The sequence below is a fragment of the Streptomyces sp. NPDC029836 genome (genome assembly GCF_055574495.1).
Genome location: NZ_JBVHZI010000020.1, coordinates 34,257 through 53,176 on the forward strand (window position 1 = coordinate 34,257; position 18,920 = coordinate 53,176).

The 18,920-nt window shown below is 68.2% G+C and carries 18 protein-coding genes and 4 pseudogenes; 7 read left to right on the forward strand and 15 right to left on the reverse strand.

Annotated features, from left to right (window positions below; all coding sequences use genetic code 11):
- Positions 1-165: 165 nt before the first annotated feature.
- From ACZ4XJ_RS33795 to ACZ4XJ_RS33805, 3 genes and pseudogenes are all read right to left on the reverse strand, one after another.
- Positions 166-974, reverse strand: a protein-coding gene (locus ACZ4XJ_RS33795; protein ID WP_468498407.1) for an IS5 family transposase whose coding sequence is annotated in 2 segments (ribosomal slippage) — positions 166-626 and positions 626-974 — 810 coding nt in all. Because the reading frame shifts where the segments join, the coding sequence is not laid out codon by codon here.
- A 44-nt stretch (positions 975-1,018) separates the two neighbouring features.
- Positions 1,019-1,290, reverse strand: a pseudogene (locus tag ACZ4XJ_RS33800) (IS5 family transposase); the annotation flags it as partial.
- Positions 1,291-1,548: 258 nt separating this feature from the next.
- The gene (locus tag ACZ4XJ_RS33805; RefSeq protein ID WP_362875996.1) at positions 1,549-1,740 is read right to left on the reverse strand and encodes an antitoxin; all 192 of its coding nucleotides are present in this window, start codon (positions 1,738-1,740) and stop codon (positions 1,549-1,551) included.
- 576 nt (positions 1,741-2,316) lie between these two features.
- Between ACZ4XJ_RS33805 and ACZ4XJ_RS33810 the strand changes: the two genes are divergently transcribed.
- Complete coding sequence (locus tag ACZ4XJ_RS33810) at positions 2,317-2,775, forward strand: LIC_13387 family protein (RefSeq protein WP_468498408.1); 459 nt, start codon at positions 2,317-2,319, stop codon at positions 2,773-2,775.
- 117 nt (positions 2,776-2,892) lie between these two features.
- A pseudogene (locus ACZ4XJ_RS33815) lies at positions 2,893-3,372 on the forward strand (NF041680 family putative transposase); the annotation flags it as partial.
- Between the two features lie 98 nt (positions 3,373-3,470).
- On the opposite strand, the gene ACZ4XJ_RS33820 reads toward ACZ4XJ_RS33815, so the two are convergent.
- From ACZ4XJ_RS33820 to ACZ4XJ_RS33830, 3 genes are all read right to left on the reverse strand, one after another.
- A complete protein-coding gene (locus ACZ4XJ_RS33820) occupies positions 3,471-3,815 on the reverse strand; it encodes a hypothetical protein (RefSeq protein WP_468498409.1) in 345 nt (114 codons plus the stop codon).
- A 1,825-nt stretch (positions 3,816-5,640) separates the two neighbouring features.
- The gene (locus tag ACZ4XJ_RS33825; RefSeq protein ID WP_468498410.1) at positions 5,641-6,603 is read right to left on the reverse strand and encodes a helix-turn-helix domain-containing protein; all 963 of its coding nucleotides are present in this window, start codon (positions 6,601-6,603) and stop codon (positions 5,641-5,643) included.
- Between the two features lie 10 nt (positions 6,604-6,613).
- On the reverse strand, positions 6,614-6,889 hold the full coding sequence (locus ACZ4XJ_RS33830) for a hypothetical protein (protein ID WP_468498411.1): 276 nt from the start codon (positions 6,887-6,889) through the stop codon (positions 6,614-6,616).
- A 346-nt stretch (positions 6,890-7,235) separates the two neighbouring features.
- Between ACZ4XJ_RS33830 and ACZ4XJ_RS33835 the strand changes: the two genes are divergently transcribed.
- From ACZ4XJ_RS33835 to ACZ4XJ_RS33850, 4 genes and pseudogenes are all read left to right on the forward strand, one after another.
- Positions 7,236-7,850, forward strand: a complete 615-nt coding sequence (locus tag ACZ4XJ_RS33835) for a hypothetical protein (RefSeq protein WP_468498412.1) — start codon at positions 7,236-7,238, stop codon at positions 7,848-7,850.
- Positions 7,847-8,842, forward strand: a complete 996-nt coding sequence (locus tag ACZ4XJ_RS33840) for an MvdC/MvdD family ATP grasp protein (protein ID WP_468498413.1) — start codon at positions 7,847-7,849, stop codon at positions 8,840-8,842. Before ACZ4XJ_RS33835 ends, ACZ4XJ_RS33840 begins: the two co-directional genes overlap by 4 nt.
- 179 nt (positions 8,843-9,021) lie before the next feature.
- Positions 9,022-9,258, forward strand: a pseudogene (locus tag ACZ4XJ_RS33845) (inositol monophosphatase family protein); the annotation flags it as partial.
- Between the two features lie 178 nt (positions 9,259-9,436).
- Complete coding sequence (locus tag ACZ4XJ_RS33850; RefSeq protein ID WP_468498414.1) at positions 9,437-9,799, forward strand: hypothetical protein; 363 nt, start codon at positions 9,437-9,439, stop codon at positions 9,797-9,799.
- A 136-nt stretch (positions 9,800-9,935) separates the two neighbouring features.
- Here ACZ4XJ_RS33850 and ACZ4XJ_RS33855 read toward each other — a convergent pair whose 3' ends face one another.
- The 9 genes and pseudogenes from ACZ4XJ_RS33855 to ACZ4XJ_RS33895 form a co-directional block, all read right to left on the reverse strand.
- Positions 9,936-10,673: an ATP-grasp domain-containing protein gene (locus ACZ4XJ_RS33855; protein ID WP_468498457.1), complete on the reverse strand. Its 738-nt coding sequence runs from the start codon at positions 10,671-10,673 to the stop codon at positions 9,936-9,938.
- 411 nt (positions 10,674-11,084) lie between these two features.
- Entirely contained in the window at positions 11,085-11,531 is a 447-nt protein-coding gene (locus tag ACZ4XJ_RS33860) for a DUF6228 family protein (protein ID WP_468498415.1), read from the reverse strand.
- 273 nt (positions 11,532-11,804) lie between these two features.
- Positions 11,805-12,281 (reverse strand): DUF4265 domain-containing protein, encoded by a 477-nt coding sequence (locus ACZ4XJ_RS33865; protein WP_468498416.1) that lies wholly within the window; start codon positions 12,279-12,281, stop codon positions 11,805-11,807.
- 76 nt (positions 12,282-12,357) lie between these two features.
- On the reverse strand, positions 12,358-12,564 hold the full coding sequence (locus tag ACZ4XJ_RS33870) for a recombinase family protein (protein WP_468498417.1): 207 nt from the start codon (positions 12,562-12,564) through the stop codon (positions 12,358-12,360).
- 157 nt (positions 12,565-12,721) lie between these two features.
- A complete protein-coding gene (locus tag ACZ4XJ_RS33875; protein ID WP_468498458.1) occupies positions 12,722-13,939 on the reverse strand; it encodes a CoA transferase in 1,218 nt (405 codons plus the stop codon).
- A gap of 328 nt (positions 13,940-14,267) precedes the next feature.
- The gene (locus ACZ4XJ_RS33880) at positions 14,268-14,426 is read right to left on the reverse strand and encodes a hypothetical protein (RefSeq protein ID WP_468498418.1); all 159 of its coding nucleotides are present in this window, start codon (positions 14,424-14,426) and stop codon (positions 14,268-14,270) included.
- Positions 14,396-16,762, reverse strand: a complete 2,367-nt coding sequence (locus ACZ4XJ_RS33885) for a Tn3 family transposase (RefSeq protein WP_468498419.1) — start codon at positions 16,760-16,762, stop codon at positions 14,396-14,398. Before ACZ4XJ_RS33885 ends, ACZ4XJ_RS33880 begins: the two co-directional genes overlap by 31 nt.
- 335 nt (positions 16,763-17,097) lie before the next feature.
- Entirely contained in the window at positions 17,098-17,454 is a 357-nt protein-coding gene (locus tag ACZ4XJ_RS33890; protein ID WP_468498420.1) for a transglycosylase family protein, read from the reverse strand.
- Between the two features lie 555 nt (positions 17,455-18,009).
- Positions 18,010-18,246: pseudogene (locus ACZ4XJ_RS33895) on the reverse strand (hypothetical protein); the annotation flags it as partial.
- Between the two features lie 121 nt (positions 18,247-18,367).
- On the opposite strand from ACZ4XJ_RS33895, the gene ACZ4XJ_RS33900 reads away from it, so the two are divergent.
- Positions 18,368-18,760, forward strand: a complete 393-nt coding sequence (locus ACZ4XJ_RS33900; protein WP_362877960.1) for a cold shock domain-containing protein — start codon at positions 18,368-18,370, stop codon at positions 18,758-18,760.
- Positions 18,761-18,920 lie beyond the last annotated feature (160 nt).

Sequence of the window (18,920 nt, forward strand, 5' to 3'; positions counted from 1 at the left end):
TCTCGCTCGGGGTGGGCAACGTGAGTCTCCTTTCCCCGGAGGCTGAGGTCATGCCCTGTGGGGCCGGCTCCACGAGGAGATCCTGCACCGCTTGGACTACGCCGGCCTCCTCGACCTCTCCCGCGCCGTCCGCGACTGCGCCCACGTCCGGGCTAAGGCGTCATCTCATTTGGCAAGTCGGCGGTAGCAGATGAGGGTGCGGGCGAGGCTGGTGAAAGCGAGGAAGTGCTCGGCTTTGCGGTCGTAGCGGCGGTGGAGTCGGCGGCAGCCGGCGAGCCAGGACATGGTCCTTTCGACGACCCATCTGTGGCGGCCGAGCCGTTGTGAGGTCTCGATGCCTCTGCGGGCGATGCGGTGCTTGATGCCACGTCCGCGTAACCATCGTCGCAGGTGGGCGTAGTCGTAGCCGTTGTCCGCGTGGAGCTTGCCGGGCTTGCGTCGTCGGCGTCCGCGGCGGGATCGGATGGGCGGTATGCCGCGGACGAGGGGCTCGAGGGCCTGGCTGTCGTGCAGGTTGACGCCGGAGATTGCGACGGACAGGGGCAGACCGGTCCGCTCGGTGATCAAGTGGATCTTCGAGCCGAACTCGTCCCGATCGACAGGATTCGGCCCTCTCAGATCCCCCTTTGCAAGGCCCTCATGTTCACCGAGTCGATCGCGCAGCGGGACCAGTCGAGCTCGCTGCGGGCGCCGAGTTCGTCGAGGACCAGGCGGTGGAGCTTGGCCCAGACCCGGGCTTTGCTCCACTCGGAGAACCGTCGATGGGCTGTCGCCCCCGAGGGGCCGAACGACGCCGTGGGCAGCTGCTGCCAGGTACAACCCGACGTGGCCACGAACACGATCGCGGCCAGTACTTCACGGTCACCGTGCCGGCGCCGCCCACCGCCCTGAGGCCGCGACGGCGCCTCCGGCACCACCCGCTGGAACAGCACCCACAACTCGTCCGGCACCAGCCGCTCAATGATCCCCACCATGACCAACAGCCTACCCGCGAACGCCAAATGAGATGACTTCTTAGACCGCGCCATGTGGGGGTGGATTCGGAGGTGAGTGTGCGGGTCATGAGGTTGATCATCGCGAGGGCGATCATGGCTTCGGAGCGGTGTGCGTGGGCTTCGTAGTCGCGGGCCAGGCGGCGGGGATTCATGAGCCGGCCCAGGGTTCGTTCGACGGTTCACCGGCGGGGTAGGACGGTGGATCCTCTGGTGGTGGGGTCGCGGCGCATGATGTGCATGTCGATGTCCAGGGTGGCAGCGTGTTCACGAGGTGCTGGCGGTAGCCGCCGTCGAGACCACGCAGATCAGGGCCAAACACCCTCTGGTCGACAGCGTGGAGATCAAGGCCGCATCGTCTGGCAGACCCCCGTCCCACCCCTGGGCCTGCTCGGGGGTACCCGGTGCCAGCTCGCATGACTGGGTTGCGCGGCCCGGCGTCAGCATGGGCTGGCGACCTGACCTTCGCAGCGGAGCCACGGCTCGTCGGCCACGGCACGGGTACGACGTGACCCCGGCAGGAAAGTGCCGGGGGCCACGGGTGCCGAGGGTGAGGTCAGCGCTCCGGCGTATCGGTGCCATAGGAACTGCGGGCGGCGTCGGCGGCCTTGTCGGTCTGGGCGTCGTACTTGTCACCCGTACGTTCATCGACCAGCCGCTCGGCTTCCGCGACCCCCTTGTCAGCCTGGTCCGGATGGCCCTTGGCCATCTCCTTAGCCTTGTCGGCCATGTCTCCCAGCTTGCCCATGAGTACCTCCCACGAATAGCGCCTGCGTCGTACCCGATCGCAGGTACCCGCCAAAACCGCTCCTACGCCAACTCCGGCCCGTTCCGATGCCTGTCGGGCCGTGACCGACGCTCTGATGAATCGTTTATCCATATCGTCGCGTCAGCGCACGCCCGCTCCCCCCTGCGGTGACCACGACGCCTTGGCCCTGGGACGCCCCCCGTCCCGGGGCCCGCCCTGCTCCCCCACCCACGCCTCAGGCGGGGCACCGGGCGGGGCCGGTAGCCATGTCCATGACGAGGGTCCCGGTGATGCCCGTCGGCAGCAGCTCTCTGAACCCGCGCACCACGCGCGACCTTCTGCGCCTCTGCCTCATCGGTGACTCCGGAACCGGCAGGGAGCGCCGGGACCCGGCCGGTGCACCAACGGCAGAAGTCTCGGCTCAGCGTCGGAAGGAACGTACGGGACGGCTCCACCAGCGGCGCCACACGGGGCTGATGCCATCACCCACACCGGCCCCCTCTACAGATGTAGAGTGCAGCTCAGTCATCCTCTACATGCGTAGAGGATGATCCGACTCGTCCCCAAGGAGCCGCAATGAGCGCGACCGCCCCCTCAGCCCTCAGACAAAAGCCCGAACCACGGCGCCCCTTCAGGGTGGGAGTCGGCGGCCTCTTGACCCTGGGTACGGGCCACCTCGCCCTTGCCGCTGCAGCGGCCTGGGGCAACCCGACCCCTCAGCAAGAAGCCTCATCGGCAGCGATGCGGGCAACGACCATGACGCTGCTAGGCCTGGAACGCACCACCCTCGATGTCGTCCACGGCATGAGTGCCGCCATGGCCCTGTTCGTCATCTCCTGCGCCCTCCTCGCTCTGTTCGCCGCCCAGCACTCCCCGACCTTGATCGAACGACGCACCGCCTTCGGGTGGACACTCCTCGCCACCTCACTCGTTGGCCTGGCGATATCCGCCCTCTTCCTGCCACCGCCACCGATCATCGTCCTCACCGTCACCAGCTGCGCCTTCGCCCTGTCCCTGCGCCGGGCAGCGCCCTGACCTGTTTTTCGGCGGGCGTCGATGGCCCCGGCGGCACGACGGAGGAGTAGGGGAGGTTCGGAGTCCGCAGGCAGCGGCCGGGGTGCGGCCAAGTCGGTCCGCAGGCACGCGACAACCGACCGCATCCACCCCCGTCTGACCACTCGCTCCGCGCTAATCAACCACACCGGCGAGCTCCCGGTCATCGAAGGCACGTTGATCCGCCTCCAGGTCGACCGCCTTCCCGGCGGCGGAGACCCGCTGCCGCTCTGGCTGTGGTCGTCGGCCACCGGCCTGAGCGGCGAGGACGTCGACGTGCGCCGGCAGGCATGCCTGCGGCGCTTCGACCTGGAACACACCTTCCGGCTGATGAAGCAGACCCTGGGCTGGACCCGCCCGAAGCTCCGCACCCCCGATGTCGGAGACCGCTGGACGTGGTTCCTGATCGCCGCCCACACCCAGCTCCGGCTCACCCCGCGAAGCCGCGGCGGATCTCCGCCGCCCCTGGGAGAGGCCGGCCGAGCCCGCACGGTCCACCCCGGCCCGTGTCCACCGGGGGTTTCGGAACCACCGCCGAATCTCACCTATCGGGCCCGTGCACCGAAACCCCCAACGCCCTGACCGGGAAAGCCACTCAGCAGCGCGAACACTTCGACGAAGAGGCGGCCTTCTCAACCACCGTGGAGCAGGCACCGAAGGCAGCGTGAGATGGTGTATCAGATGGCCTGCGCTGTCTCCTCGGCAAGGCCGAGGTACGTACGCCGGGCCGAGGAGCGCCAAACGAACGCGTCTGCGATCTCGGAACGGAGAGGGTGGGTCCACCAGCGGCTGGTGATGTCCTGCCAGTGCTCGATCACGGCGTCGCGGTCGTTCCCTCCCCTCGTCCGGCCGTAGACGAGGTCGAACTCGTAGACGCAACCCCCGTCCGACAGAACGACACCGGACTCCGCCTCCGGGTCGTCAGGGAAGAGATAGACGAGGACAGCGGTGGAGATGGTCACCCCGCGCTCGGCGAGCAGCTCTCGTAGACGTGCCCAGAGGCTGAACTGACTCGCCCGCAACAGCCGAGTGCACTTGACGTACATCAACGATTTTCGGCCGCCAGGCGAGTGCCCGTAGAGCAAAGAGGCCAGGGGCTCCCAAGCCTCATACAGCTCGGCCGGGGTCAGCACGTCACGGTTCGCCTGCCCGCCTGCAGATTCAGGTGCAAAGGCCGGGGAGTCCCGCAAGGCCACAGCCGTTCTCCGGGAGCGGGGCTGTCGGCTGCGATGAGACGACTCGTGTCGGAGTCGCCCAGGGGCCTTACGAGGCATGAGCCTTTCGGATGGTCATGCCTCGTATCTTGCCATGTCCACACCCCCATTTCGGGACAGCCCAACCTGCTGCGCAACGTCAACTTGACGCCTAGCTTCGTGAGGTGTCTGCGGTGAACCGGCTCGCCCGACGGGGTGAGCCGTACCAACCCGGGTCGATCCGGGGGGGGTGAGCCGGTATCACCTGGTTCGTGATCAAGAATTTGCGCAGGGGGCTGCTGGCCGGCGCTCTCGCCTTCGCCGTGTTCGCCCCGGCCTCGCCCGCCCAGGCCGACGAGGTCACGCTCATGGACGGGATCACCGCGCTGTCGGTCGCCGATGAGATTCGCGAGGGCTACAAGCGGGAGCTGTACCCGCACTGGAAGGACGACGACGAGAACGGCTGCACCGACCGGAACGACGTCCTGATCGCCGAAGCCATCGAAGCCCCCACCGTCCGTGCCGGCTGCGCGCTCACCGGCGGGGTGTGTGGCAATCCACAGCGGCCGGGTGGCGTACGTGGTCGGGTACTCCAACAGGGCTCGGAGCACGCATGCCTCCAGCAGTTCCTGCCGGCCTGCGGGACGCGGGATCGGCGGGCTCCCGACGGGAAGCGAGTCCAACCGGGCCTTCGCACCGGCCAACTCTCCGACACTTCGACACGCCGACGGCGGAACCCGTCACGTGCCCTCAACACGGCAGCTACGTCCCTGGGCCCCGCCCGTCTGCTGTCAGCACGGGCACGGTGCCGGCTTCGGCGGCATCCGCCCACCCGACCGGTCTCGGCCCGCCGAGGACTCCATGCCGCTGACCCCGCTGCCGACCCCAACCACAGCACCCGCCACGACCCAGAACGCTTCTGTGCCGGGCCGCTCGCCCGCAGGAGAAGCGGTGGGCGCCTGCGAAGTCCACGCGGCTCCACACCTGCGCCTCCGCGCCGCAAACAAGCCGAAGATCCCCAGGGCGCTTACCGCCCGCCGGCGCCGCCACGCTACTGGCCCGCCTGTCCGGCTGCGGGCCGGGGCAACATGGCCGATTTCTGCCAGGCCTCGCAGCATGTGACGAATCCTTCGATCACGAGGCTGCGCCGCAGCACATACCGATGATCACCACATGCCGCCCATCCACTCCTTCAGGCGGCCGGATTTTGGGCAGGGCATTCCCCGTAGATGTACGGGTCGATTTCGTTGCCTCTCCCGTCATAGAGGTGGAAGCAGTGGCCGTTGGCCCACACCGTGACCGAATCACGCCGATGGTCAACCTGGAACGGCTCGTCCCCAAGTGACGTCCCGGGCCAAGATCCATCTCCAACAGAGGAATGAGTGACAACGACGCACGTGTGCTTCGGCAAGATCCGATGGACGTCACCCCAGGGCTCCAACATTAGGTCCAGCGGCACCTCGTCCTCGTTGCTGACTACCAGCCGCGCCGTTTTCCCTGCGAACATTTCCATCCCCCTCAGTGGCCGCTCGGGCGGCCATGCGCGCAACTGCTTCCTCGGTGCGTACGCGGCACGATCTTCACACGCAGGTCCACCCGAACCAAGCGTCTGCGCCCGAGTACCAAACCCCCCTGCTGGGACGAAACGCTCATTTCAGGGCTGCGCCGGGGTGTCGGCACGTGGGCGCGGGGGCGAGGTGAGGCAGCGTGGGATGCGTAGGTCGAACGCGCCGGCCATGCTGGTGAGGTCGGGAAGCCGGGGTGCGGGTGGGGTGGGGCTGCCGAGGTGGGAGGCCCGGCACACCACGCAGCCGGCCTCGCCGTCGACGATTTGACTGAGGCGAAACCGTCCCCATTTCCCACACTTGGTGCAGCGGGCGCCCCAGGGCGGGCGAGGTCCGGGGAACTTCTCGGTTGGGGCGAGGCCGGCCTTGCGGATGAGCCGTCGCGCCATGTCGTCGCCGCGGGGTCCCTCCAGCGTGGCTTCGAGTTCCTTGTTCCGGGCCTGAGCGATGCGTCTGCGGCGATCGCGTTCGCTCTCGCTGGTCGCGCGGACCCGCTTCCAGGCGTCCATCCAGACCGCGCGTTTATGGGGAGCCAGATCGCAGGCCACGAGGAAGGCCTCCATCCTTTCGCGGGACTGGGGAATGATCCGGCGTCGGACGATGCGGTGCAGGGTGGAGCGGGACATGGGGGTGATGCCCGGGGCCGGCTCGGTGCGGCGCTGCATCACCGTGAGCGAGGGGGCGCCCGCGCGTTCATGGGGTCCGGCCAGAACGGCGCCGAGGTCGGCTTCGTCGCAGGCCATGTTCGCCCGTGGGGCATCCGACGACCGGGCGCCGCCGCGACGCCGGGCCTTCTCCTTCTGGGCCTGGTACCACAGGCCCATGACGAGACCGGGGTTGACGCCGCAGGCGGTGGCGTAGGCGCGGACGACCTCGGGAGGCGGTACCTGTTGGCCGGATCCCGCCCGCTGGAGGGTGGCCCGGCTGTACCCGGCTTTCGCGGCGAGTGCGCTGTAGGTCAGGCCTGCGTTCGCGCGGGTGGTGCGCAGACTTTGCGCGAGACGTCCCAAAGCGGTGTCGGGGGCGGGGATCCTCTTCTCGGGGCGTCCCATCGCCGGGCCGCTATCGGTGGGGTGTGGTGGTGAGGGCGGCGCGGACGGCTTGGCCCCGACGGCCCAGGACGGGGCCGGATTTCAAGCGGATGGTGATGACGGCGGTGATGCCGGCTCCGGCGAGTGGAGCCAGTACATCGGTCATCGGCATTCCCTTGGCCGCGAGAGCGGCGGCGGAGAGAACGAACGCAATGACGATCCAGGCGTCACCGCGGCCCACCGCGGGGGTGACGTCGAGCGCCTCGGGGGCGGGATGGGCGTCACGACGTAATGAGGTCGGGGTCATACGGATGCGTTCCTTTGACGCTTGGAGTGTCCGGTCCACAAAAGTGCCGGGCCACGGTGAAGTTCCCCAGCACGCAGGGGCAGCACGATCGAAGTGCCGTTGTGCCGAGCCGAGGACATCGACGTCCTCCCGGCCGCGTACCCGGAGGGGGACTGGCTGGCTCTGCGGGCCCTTGGGAAGGGCAGTCGCTCCCTGCTCGCCGGGCTAGCGCTATGGCCCACCGTCTGCGGCCGCCGCTGTGGCCAGGCGTTGACAGCGGCTGTGATGCGGCTGTTTCGCTGCGGGACTAAGGTGAATGTGTCCGCTTGCTCCATGCAACGTGAGCGACGCGTGTTGGGAGAGGCGCATGGCAGCCGACGAGATCCCGCAGAGTGTACGCGAACAGCTAGTTGCGGAGGTACAGAGCCTGCGCGATCTTGCCGTCACCTCCAGTGACCCACTCGTGGTGGCCAAGGCGGTGGCTGTCTCACACAAGGGCATCCAGGAAGCGTTACTGACCCGGCTGGCTGCGGGCGAGCAGCTTGCCGAAGTGGTTGCGCTGCGGGGCACCACGTATGCCGAATTGCAGGTGTTCTTCCGGATGGTCCCACGCGGCGATGGAGTGCGACTGACGGACACCGGTCTCCTCGCGTTCGTCGACATGACCAAGGGTGAGGTAAGCGGCACGGTCGAGCCGTACGTGCTGCAGAGGGAGCGGGTCGTCGGCCGGCCCTTCGTCCTGGTTTGTGAGTCACAGGTAGTGTCCCCCGGTCATGGTGAGCAGCCGATGGTCGACAGGGAACGCGCGTTCTTCCGCAGTCTGGGCCTCGGCGGCCTGGGCGGCCTCGGCGTCGTAGGAGACACGGTCTGTGATACAGGCGTCACATCGCAGACCTACAGCGGCACGCCCTACCGTGCGGATGACACTGGCCAGGAGACGACCGGCGACTACTGCGACTCGACGGGTCCGATTCTCGCGTGACCACTTCGGATGCCCGCCAGCCCCAAGTGGTGATCGTCGCACCGGCCGACGACGCGCACGCCTGCGTCGTCGCCAAGCGGCTCGAGGCCCTCGGCGCGGCAGCGCTCGTTGTCGACTCGGCCCTGTTTCCTAGCGCGTGGCGCCTCAGTCTGCACACCGCGAACGGGGAGGCGGCGCGGTTCCTGCTGAGCCGCGACGGCCGGTGCGTCGAGGACGCGGAGCTGTCCGGTGTCTGGTGGCGCCGACCTCAACGCTTTCTCCCGTCGCCCGAGGTGAGGGAGGAACGAGTACGCCGGTTCGTCACCGTCGAGGCACGTGCGGCCTTTGAGGGCTGGCTGCACTGTCTCGGCGAGAGAGTGGTCAACCCCATCGCGGCGGACAACGCCGCCGGGCACAAGCTCCTGCAGTTGCAGTGTGCGGCCCGCGCCGGCCTGAGCATTCCCCGGTCATTGGCCACGAACGATCCCGAGGACGTGCACGACTTTATCGATGCGGTCGGCCCAGACATCATCTACAAGCCGTTCACCGCGGCGAATTGGCGACTCATCACGACCCGCCGGGTGTCAACCGACGCCCTGCAGCACCTCGCCAGCGTTTCGTACGCTCCGGTCATCTTCCAAGAGGAGATCCGCAAGGCCGCCGACATCCGGGCGAACGTGCTCGACGGCGAGGTCTTCGCCGTGAGTATCGAACCGACGGGCCCCGACGGCCCGATCGACTGGCGTGCCGACCCCGCCCGGCGGTACGCGGCCCATGAGCTGCCCGCAGAGGTGGAGTCGTCGCTCGTGGCTCTGGTGGCCGATCTCGGCCTGCGGTTCGCGGCCTGCGATCTGGCGCTCACCGAAGACGGCCGGTACGTCTTCTTCGAGGCGAACACCGGCGGCCAATGGCTCTTCGCCGAAATCATGGTGGGCCAGGAGATCAGCTGGGCATTCGCCCGCGCCCTGCTGCGCGACGTGCCAACGGGCACCGTGCCCCGGACGCCTCCGTAAGCCAGTGATCCCCTGCGCATAGGGCGCACTGTCAAGGGCGTTGCGTGATCGCGTTCTGTCCGGGTTCGTCAGGTGAGCCCCAGGCCCCAGGGCGGATAGGGGCCTGTGGTAGACGCGGCCGGTGTGGCGGAGGGCGGCGGCAATGCTGGTGTCGCCGTCCTGGCGGTGGATACCGATGGCCACGAGTCGTGTCCACGACGCTGGCGTTGGCCTGGGTCGCAGCTGGCAAGCGCGCCGCATACGTCACCGATGGCGGCGACCTCTCCGCGAGCGGGCATTTCGTCACTGGCACCGCTCTGTGCCAGGCCGCTGGCTGTGTAGTCGCCGGGATTGACGGCGCCCCGATCGGGCAGGCAGGCGACGGATTCGTCGTGGCCACCGACGCCGAAACCCATGGGCTGCTGATGTCGATGATCGGCGGCTGGAGCCAAAACCCTTCAACACGAACTCCACCCACACCAAGTGAAGTCAGAACCCACCTTCCGGCTGGAGTCACTTGTCGTCCATAGAGCCATGGACCATGGGCTTGCCCTGCTGTGGGCAGGCCAGGCTCGCCCACAGCACAAAGTAGGCGGACCGCCGCTCTATGGAGTCATGACCGCACAGAAGTCGCCCGGGGCCGGCCGCGTCCTGGATGAGCAGGAGCTGACCTCGCTGTACGGACCGGACACCGCCGGATCGCCCGCCCTGAAGGTGACCGTGGCGACCGACCCCGAACGCGACTTCGAGAGCCTGGTGGTGCCCGCCGCGAAGGTGTTCGCGGGCGGGGAGCAGATCGGCCGCCTCATCGAGTCCGACCGCTCGCTGGGCCTGCCTGTGTTCGTGGCGCTGATCACCGACGGATGGCCCGTCGCGTTCCCGCACGGCTTCATCCCGCCCGACCCCATCCGGGCCCGGGATGACGAGCAGCGTCACTGGCTGACACCCGACCAGCCGGACCACCCGGCAAGCCCCTAGCCACCCCTAATCACTGTCCTCTGACACGCGATCTTGACTGATTGACAAGTGATCTTGACCGAGCTGGAGGGGGTCAGTTCCTGGAGTGCGACCGGGACGGGCCGACCGCTGGGGAGCCCAGTTCGCGTGGTACGGATCAGTGCCGTAGGAACGCCAGATCTTGCGGTCGCATGTGCTCGCGCGGGCCCGCCGCCCGCAGGACCACGTCAAGCACCCGCGCCGGATCGGCGGCGTAGGCGTGCGAGAACCACGCCATGTTGGCCTCCACCACGGCCCAGCGGTGGCCCGGGCGGTACGGGTCGAGCAGTTTCCCGATGTCCACGACGACGGCACTCGGCAGCGTGTGCCCGGCTGCGGCGGCCAGCCGGTCGGCGAACTCCGAGATCTCCGCCGCGGTGGCCCGGTCCGCACGGTCCGTACCGAGCGGGCGGGGATCGAGTCGGCCGAACACCGCGTACCGGCTCGCCGCAGCGATGCGGCCGTCCAGTAGGAACAGCCGGTACTCGGCCGCGAAGGTCACCACGTCGGACAGCAGCACGGGTGTCGTCGGGTCCAGGGCGGAGGACAATCGGGAGCCGTCGCTGTAGACATCGGCAGGGAACGACTTGTCACGCGGCGGCTTGACGAACGTCGGCTGGTCGAGCGCCCATGCGTCCGCGATGGTCCCCGCCCTGACCCGGCGGCCGGTGAACTCCTCCGGCAGCTCGGCGAGCCAGCCGTCCGCCGGCTCCAGCAACGCGAAGCCGAGCCGACCTGCCAGCCGCGCGCCCGCGACCGGCCCGCCGTACCAGTACGCGGGGCCTGCCAGGCCGGACCCTTCCGCGGCCCTGACCGGCATCCCTCGGCCCGCCGCCTCGACAGCCAGCAGTTCCATCGTCGACGTCCGCCGCCCAGGCATGACCAGCACCGCAAATCCCTCCCGCGCTCCGCAAAACCGCCACGCTAGTCCCACCACGCCCACCACCGCAGCCGAGATTCCTCCGCCGCAGACCCCGGGCGGGCCAGGGAGCGGCAGGGCGTAGTTCAAGATCAAGTGGCAGAAGCCCGGACTTGGTCAAGATCACTTGGCAAACGGACAAAATCGCCTGTCAGAGGACAGCAGGCGGCGGAACGTCTTTGGCGAGGCACCTCACAACTCACAGCTCGCCTCGTCCACCTGGGGAAGTGGCCTGTGAGCCTCACAGGCCTCACAGGCTGACGGGACAGGCAGGTGTGGCCTCCGACATTGCGCCTGGACCGTTTGCCAACGAACTTGGACTGCCCTCGCGGCAGCCCGATCGTTGGGCTAATCGGCCTCGGTGGTGAGAAGCGCACGGATCTGGACGGCGAGGTGCTGCATGTCCTCGCCTGCCGCGTGCACCGTCGTGGTCTCGAAGTGCCACACCTCGGCGGGCGCCCGGTCGTGGATACCCCACGTCAGATGTACATGGCCACCGGATCGGTGCTCTGCCGAAAGAGTCAGGTCGTATTCGAGGGAGTGCCAGGTTCTCGCTCCCTCCCAGCCGCGGAAGTCTTCAACCAGGCGGAAGAGGAAGGAGTCAAGGCCGTCGCCGTCCCAGGTGCGCACCGACGTTTCGATGCTCACCCAGGCTCCACGGGCCCGCACGATGAAGTCGAGGGTCGACTCATCTCCGTACGGCCGGGTGGGTTCGCAGAACAGCAGGTGCACTGCTTGCCCCCCGGGGTTCCCCACACGGACGACCAGGCCCTCAGAAGCATCATCTGTGATCACTCAGCCAGGTTAGGAGACGCGCACGACCAACCGTGCGGTGATCCAACTTCGATGGCAATCGGTCCAAGTTCGTTGTCGCGGGAAAAGGTGCGTATCCGCCCCGGGTGTGACCAGGCGGGTGACCGCTCTCATCCAATCGAGGCTTTTACTCAGCGAACCCATTCGCGTGGTTGCTCGCGCTGGGGGTGCTGGGTGGCTGAACCGGCCGTGGCGGGTCTGCCGAGGCCGTACGTCGAGTTGTCGTATGTGGATGCCGCCTGACCCCGCCAGGGGTCAGGCGCTCCACCACTCGTCGGTGCCGCAGCCGACTTCGTAGTGCCACCAACCTTCCTCTTCCCCTTGGACCAAGAGCGCCTTGATCCCGGTGAAGTCCGCGTCGGCCGGTGCGGTGAGGGCCACCATGGGGAACTCCTCGCTGAAGACCTCACCTCCGAGCTCGAACACGGAAAGATGCTGATGCACTGCCTGAGGGCTGCGTCCCACGGGGCCGGCAGGGACGGGCACTACGCGAATCGTGCAGTTGCCGGAGGCACTGACACGGCCCACAGCCCAGTGGATCCCGTCGGAGTCGGTCTGGAACCGCACAACGTCGCCCTCGGCCACCCCGTCCTGGAGGAAGGGGACGTTCTGCACACTGGCCGTATCGACACCGATCTTCCGCGCCCACAGGCCCTCGGTGTCCTGCGGGAACCAGCCCTCGCGAGGGACGAACCGGAACCAGACCTTGATCTTCTCGACGGCGCTCTCCATGACGGCCATCATGCGCCGGCCGTCGACAGAGCCTGGCACTGGGTCTGAGCTGGGCAATCGACCCAGGAACCCAGTCTCACCCGATCCAGTCCACGCAGGTCAGCATGACTCGGCCGCCGGACTTCTTGTCCGCGAAGACGCGGCGGCAACCAGCCGCATTGAGCGCGTCGAGCTGGCGGTCGAGTTTCTGTCCGCCGGTGGAGACCCGGGCATAACCGATCTTGATGTCGGTCCGTACGGCGGATTCGGCGAGAAGGAGTTTGGGTTCCCGGGTCACGTCCACCCCCGGATCTTCTCAAGAAACGGTGATCCGAGGTTGTTGAGGCACTGGGGTTTTTGAAGGAGCTTTTGAAGGCGATCCGGGGTTCGCGCGGGCCGGGTTCATGATCGTCAATAAACGATGGTTATTTGCAGACGCAGACCCAAGGGCCGTCGCGGTTTCAGGCCCAGTTCGGCAGATCGGTGCCCCACTGGGTCGGTGCATGGTCCCAGTTCACGGGTACGCCGTTGTAGTGGACCGGGGGCAGGGCATGACGCAGCAGTCCGTAGGGCGATTCGGTCTCGGTGAGCCAGGCTCCGGAATCGTAGGTGTCGGCTTCGCCCTGTGCGGAGGTGGGGCGGATGTCGTGCAGCAGCCAGGACGCTGTGCCTGCCAGGGAGAGGCGAAGATGACGTCCACCGCCGGTGGCCTGGCGGTCGCTCAGTGCACGGAGGACAGCGGCGGCGAGCAGGTATCCAGTTCCGTGGTCCAGCGCCTGTGCGGGCAGTACACCGGGGCGGCCGTCGGCCGTGGCCTCGATCGCGGCGATACCGGTACCGGCTTGGACCAGGCTGTCGAAGCCGCGACGCTCGGCCCAAGGGCCGGACCAGTCCCAGGCGCACAATTGGGCCACGATGAGGCCGGGGTACCGGTCCAGGAGCACATCAGGGGTCAGTCCGTGCCGGTCCAGGGCACCGGGGCGGTAGCCGGTCACCACGACATCTGCCTGGCTGAGAAGGTCCTCGAAGACGTGCCGGTCACCGGGGCTGCTGAGGTCCAGCAACGTGGAGCGTTTGCCCACGCCGGTGTCGGCGTGAGCATCTGCGTCCTCGGGGAGCTGGGGGGCGTCCACGCGCAGCACGTCGGCGCCCAGCAGCGCCAGTGTGCGTGTGGCAACGGGGCCGGCGATGACGCGGGTCAGGTCCAGGACCCGCACGTCTTGGGCCGGTACGGATGCGGGCACCAGCAGCCGAGGGCTGCTCTGACCCACGTGCCGCGTCTCGACCAGGGCGTGCCCGGCCGCAGCGGGTGCGGAAACCACGGCCACGGCCAGGCCGCCTGCCGCGTAGACGGTCTCCTGGACCTCCCCGGCCGGACGCGATACCAACTCCTTCGAGAGCACATCCACCAGCGCCTGGTCCCCTCCCGTGTCCGCGATACCCAGGGAGCTGAGCAGCCGGGCTCGGTGGTGCGGGTAGTTGGCGTGGGTGCGAACCCAGCCGTCGGCCGCCGGCCAGAACCCGGACAGCGGAGCGAAGGACGTCGGGGCCCGGCCGTCGATTCGCAAATGGCGTTCACTGACGAACGCGGTGGCCACCGCCGCCTCGTTCACCCGCACGGTGGGCACCGGCACGCGGTTGCGCAGCGCCAGCAGTTCCGCTGCCGCCAGCGAGGACACTCCGACGCTGGCCCGCGCCAGTTCCCTCACCGGCAGACGCGACGGCAGTACAGCGCCCGCCCTCTCGAAGGACACGCTCTGAACCAGTTGGCTCCGGCCCCCCAGGGCCGCCCAGGCGTGTGCGGTGGCCGCATCCTCGGTATACGTCATCCGCTCATTGTGCGACACCACCAGGATGAGGCCTCGCTCGGCTCTGACCCGCGCAGTCATTTCTTCGCTGAGACCAACTGGCCTAGGGGTTACTGGTGCAGAGCAGCGGGTTGGACAGCATGCGGGCCGCAGTGGAAGGGCTGGGCGGGATCCTGGCGAACGGCCGAGGGCACCCGCTTCAGGCCGCCTCGGCCACATCCTCGACGTCGAGCCGGGTGAAGTCGACGTCGAGGTGAGCCTCATACGCGTCCGGCGCGATGCCGAGCTCGTGGGTGAAGTACTCGCCGAACCGCATGATGTGCTCCGTCAGGTACGGGGAGATCTCCGCTTGGTCCACCGGCTCGATCCTCCACCCCTCGGCTTGGAGCTCGCGGACGATGTCGGCGATGTCCAGGGGTGTTGTGGCAGGGAGTTGAACTGCATCGCCTTCTCCTGCTCGATGGGGTCGTTATCAGCGATCACCCCGCGGTTGCCGAAATGCAGCCACTCGGAGAACCCGTTGTACGCCTCGACCTTGTTCGTCGCTGCCGTCACCCGCCGGCGCATCGACGCGTCCGATAGATACGTCAGCAGCTGGACGGTGCGGATCACCCGCCCGACCTCGCGGAACAGATGCGCGAGGCTGAACACCGGGATGCTCTGGCCCTGCGTATCCGCGTGGATCGTGGTCGGCTTGACCTCGGAGGCGTTCTTCAGCAGGCCCTCGATGATGTAGACGGCCTCCCCCACCCCGTACGGGATGAAGTGCGTGAACAGCGCGATGTAGGTGTCGGCCTTCGGCGATGTGGCGGTAGGCGATGCCGCCGGACTTCCCCAGCCGGACCGAGGTCTCGGAGAGCAGGTTGTTGAGTAGGTGTCCATGTGGGTGCCGTCCGCGTCCACGGTCGTCCCGTCTCCCCACGCGCGGGCCATGTCCAGGCGAGCGTGCGCGTTGACGACGTCGGTGATCGCCTCGTTCAGCTTGGCGATGTTGAAGTGCCGCCTCGCCGCCATCGACAGCTCGTGGTCACTCACCCCGGGGGTGTGCCGGGCCGCCTCGTAGGGGCCCATGTTCGTGCCGTTCACGAAGGTAGTGATGACGTACCGGCCGAACGGGTCCTTCAGCTTCGGGTCGTTGCCCGATTCCGGGCCGAAGCGGCGCCACCACTCGATCCAGTACGCGGTCCGGGCCAGAATCCCGATCAGGGAGCGTTCCGGCATCCTCGCCTTGATCTCCTGCTCCAGCCGCTTCGCGCTCGGCCGCTGGTCGTCCGCCCGACGCTTCTTCAGCGTCGGGACGCCGCTGGCCGCATCGATGGACAGGTCCTCCTTGTCCGGGTAGCCAGCGTCCGCCGCCGCGGCGGCCGCAGTGAGCTTGTCCTGCAACTGGGCTTTGAACGCGGCCGCGTCGAAACGGCCGTCGTCGCCGCCCTCGCGCAGGTCGAACTCGACCAGGTAGGCGGGCAGCTTGGCCTCCACCGTGGGCCAAGGCAGCAACTGCTCGCTCCAGTCGGCGTACTCCTCCGAGCCGATCACCGCGACGTCGCCAGTCCGCAGCTCCTCGGCGAGATAGCAGAAACCCATCGCCTCGAAGTGCTTGCGGACGAACGATCCGGGGCGGTTCCTGTCCCGGATGGCCTTCTGCCAGTTCTGCGTGGCGAAGGGGACGTCGACCCTCCGGCCGTCCTCGCCGATCTCCGGGATCGTCTCGCGGGAGGTCTTGTACCGCTTGGCGTGCGCGAGTGCGTCCAGTACCCGCCCGTCCTCGCTGGTGGCCTTGAGCTCCAGCAGCCCGGTGAGGTCGAATATCACCGCCCGGTCCCGGCCGATCTGCCCGTACAGCAGCACCTCCCAGTTGGCGCCGTGGTGCGCGGAGACCTTCTCGATCTGTTCGTACTGCTGGGCGAACCCGCCGAAGCCGTCCACCGCGGCCGTCACCGCGCCGAGGCCGCCGGCCTGCACCCGCAGGGCCTTCGCCAGAGCCAGCAGAGCGGGCGAGACCTTCCCGTCCAGGCGGCGGGCGGCCTCGGCCGCGTCCGCCTCCTGATCGAGGTCCGCGACAGCTCCCAGCGCCGCGCCCGTCATGGCCGCGGCCTCGGCATGGGCGCTCTGCGCGGGCCCGCCGTCGTCGACCTGCTGGAGCAGCGTGCGGTAGTTCCCGACCAGAGCCTCCACCCTGGCCTGCTGGTTCTTGCGGATTTCCTCCAGTTCCTCTTTGGCCTTCTTCACCTTCGTGGCGATGCGCTTGGTGAACATCGTGGCGAGGTCGTCCCTCGCCCGCATCCGTGCCTCATGGACCAGGCACGCGATCAGCGCGGCCCGCTTCACGGGGGTGTAATCGCGCAGTACGCCCGCGTCCGCAGCGGCCGCCTCCCCGGCGAAGTCGGTGACCTTGCCCGAGGCCACACCCTGAAGCCACAGGGCGGAATCACCCAGACCGTCCACCCATTCCAGGTGTGTGGCGAGGTTCTTGACATGTGACCAGGTCGCCCGCTGGGCGGTCTGCTTGAGCCGGTTGAACGGTGTCTTGCCGTCCAGCCCCAGCACGTCCAGCAGCCCCAACAACCGGGCCCTATGGGCCTCGCTGAGCCGGTCGTGGGTACCAACGCGGATCGCGGCGTTCACCTCGCCGCGCAGAGACGAGGTCAACGCTTCCAGGGTGGTGAACGCCGGCAGCTCCAGCCCGGCCTCCACCAGCTTCTCCAGTGCGATGCGGTCGAACGGAGACCGGACGTCCCGCGCGTGCGATGCCGGGCGCGCCGATGGTTTCGGCTGCGTCGAGCAGGAGCCTGGTCAGCCCCCTGAGGTGGTCATCGTGCAGGGCCAGGTACTGGCGCCTGCCAAGCATGACGTCCAGGGCGATGTCCGGGCCGAGGGTTCGGGGGTCCCAGCTGATGCTGCGGGTGGCAGTGGCGAGCATGTCGTGCAGTTCGCTCGCGGTCTGCGCCCCGGTCAGCTGTAACCGCGACGCCAGGATGACGTCCGATGCCTGGGTGAAGGACATCGCTGACGGGACCGCCGCCCGGCTGCTACCGACGGGCGCAGCTCCACGCCCCCATGCCCTGCACCGCGGCCAGCCTCCTGGCCGTCGCGATCTGCTCCGACTTCGTGGCCAGGTCGGCTCGGGCGGCGTACCGGCGGCCCCCCGCCGTCCTCCAGCTCGACTGGGTGAACTGCAGACCGCCGTAGTGTCCATTGCCCGTGTTGGCCCGCCAGTTGCCGCCCGACTCGCATCGGGCGATCGCATCCCAGTCGACAGGGGGCTTCATGGTGCGCGCGGCCGCATGCGCGCCGGAGCCGGTCAGTGCGGCCTGACTCAGGAGCACCGCGCAGAGCAGTGCCACGATGGTGCTTCCGGTTCGCTGGCTGTCCTGGAAACGAGACATCAGTCCTCCTTCGCTGTCCGGCAGAGCGGCCCCGGTGCCCGGCCGCTCCCGCCTGCGGCCGACGGGCCGTCAAGGCAGCACAACACGCGTGCGGGCCGACCCCGGCTCCATACGGCAGGCGAACGGGTGACACCACCCATACGGCGCCCGTCCCAGCCGCCGCAGGCCGGGATACAGCCCGTCCCAAGGCGTGCTGGTCGTGTCAGCGTCGGCTGAAAAGTGCTTGTGGATCACTTTCCGGGTTCTGTCACCAATTTGGGGGCTGTTGGGCATCAATTGGGTGTGACGGGTGGGATGCCGGTCGCGGACGTTCTGCTGTCGGATGTCGGGGTGCAGGTCGAGCATGTGGTGCTCACGGATGGGGAGGTCCGGTTCGCGGTGCGGTCCGCGAGCTGGGCATCCGTTTCGATACGAGGGCCGGGGACGCCTCCGGGAACCTGCCGCCTTTTCTGGAGCCACTGCCCCTCATGGGAGACGTAGGTCGGCGAATCCAAAACCCGCCTGCCGGTCGCCCCCACATCAGCGAAACCTCTCTGCGCCGGAAGGTTTCCTCGATCAATTGTCGTGGTGGATCACTTGAGGGCAAAGTGCCGTCGGATCGGCGCCCGCGGACCTGCAGCTGAGCGGCTGACTCCTACGAACGTGATTTCCACTCGGCCGGGTGAGTTCGTATTCGACTTCGCCTTGCTCGGATCCTTCGATCGCCTGCGGCCAGTCACCGGTGAAGTTGCGGAGGAACGACAGGCCGGCCTTCTCCATCAAGCTAGTACGGCGCCTGCCGGCTGCAACCGCGCTGGATCCCACTGCTTCACGCCCCTGCACACGCCCTCCCGACTGGCCGAGATGGGGCGGACAGTGTCGGCTTCCGACTCCAAGCCAAGCGGAGGGGTGATGTGTGTTGCCGAGCGGTGTGGTGAAGTGGTTCGACTGTGACCGGGGGGTCGGTCTCATCAGTCAGCAAGGCGCTGGGCCTGACGTTCAGGCAGAAGCCTCAGCGGTCCATGGAAGCGATAACCGTCTGCGCCAGGGGGAGAAAGTGCTGTTCGACATCACCCTGGACAGTGCGGGGCTGCGGGCCGACAACATTCACCGTCTCAGGGCAGGGAGGGACGGCGCGGTCCCAGCCGGCTCAGCGGAGCCGTCTGACGGCCAAGCCCTCGGTGTGGCCCCTCCCGACCAAGCGCAGCGCGCCGCACTCGCCCAACCTCGACATCGAGTGGGCCCGGTAGGGGCTGACGGCGTGCGAGCCCGGCCGGTTGCGGCCCGGCCGACTTACCGAGCGTTAGACCACACCCCACACGAATAGCGCTGACCGAGGGACGGGGGGCAGGTCGGCGGCAGGGTGGAGGGGCGATCCCCGCTCTGCGGGTGATCGTCTGTCCGCCGGACTCGCCGAGCGCGGCGCCGGGTGCGCTGCGACAGTGAGATTCTCGGCCGCGTCCTCGGCCCGGACGACCTTCGGTCGG